Annotated in this window: 1 protein-coding gene; it reads left to right on the top strand. The window is 37.2% G+C overall.

Translation table 11 applies throughout. The annotated features are described in order from the left end of the window. Positions 1 to 392 (top strand): amino acid ABC transporter ATP-binding protein (locus tag Aru01_RS18270; RefSeq protein ID WP_042111805.1); only part of this gene is annotated, 392 nt, incomplete at its 5' end. Positions 393 to 785: the final 393 nt, after the last annotated feature.

Genomic DNA, 785 nt, shown 5'->3' with positions numbered 1-785 from the left:
AAGCTTTACAATATCTTGATCGTGTCGGCCTGATTGCACACAAAGATAAATTTCCAGGACAGCTCTCTGGTGGTCAACAACAGCGTGTGGCAATAGCACGTGGACTATGCATGGACCCTGTATGTATGCTTTTTGATGAGCCCACTTCTGCTCTTGACCCTGAAATGGTGGGTGAGGTCCTTGATGTGATGACGCAACTTGCCAGAGAAGGAATGACCATGATGTGTGTTACCCATGAGATGGGTTTTGCCCGTAAAGTCTCTAATCGCATCATCTTCATGGATCAAGGTAAAATACTCGAAGACTGTTCTACACGAGATTTTTTTGAACACAGTGAAGATCGACATGAACGAACAAAATACTTTTTAGAAAAGATCTCAATAGCGCACTAACCTTTAGTGCAGACATCTCTTGAATCGAGGTTCAAGAGATGTAAAACCCATCGAGACTAAAATTTACCTTCATTTAATCACTGTAAGCTGCAAAGTTCACTTCGTTCAGTTCCTAAATAGAGCCTTTTATCCGTTTTTCTTCAGCTAAATGACTTCTTCGAAGTTTACGATAGAGATCAACTTCATATTTTTATTGGTTTTTTAAAGTATATTCTGGATTACAGTTTTTTATTTTTCTTTTAGCATTATTAGAACTTTGTCTAATATAACATCAGGCTGTAGCATATTTTTTATCTTTTGAGCTTATGGCTTGCCACAAAAATCTTTAGCACTTTTAACGTGCTAATCCATTGATGTGTCACTCCTCTAAAAACAATGAAAAATAATTTACTA

Source organism: Acinetobacter rudis, assembly GCF_000829675.1.
In the GTDB taxonomy this organism is placed as follows: domain Bacteria; phylum Pseudomonadota; class Gammaproteobacteria; order Pseudomonadales; family Moraxellaceae; genus Acinetobacter; species Acinetobacter rudis.
Note: the sequence above shows the minus strand (reverse complement) of the source record. Positions and strands in the feature narration are given on the sequence as shown.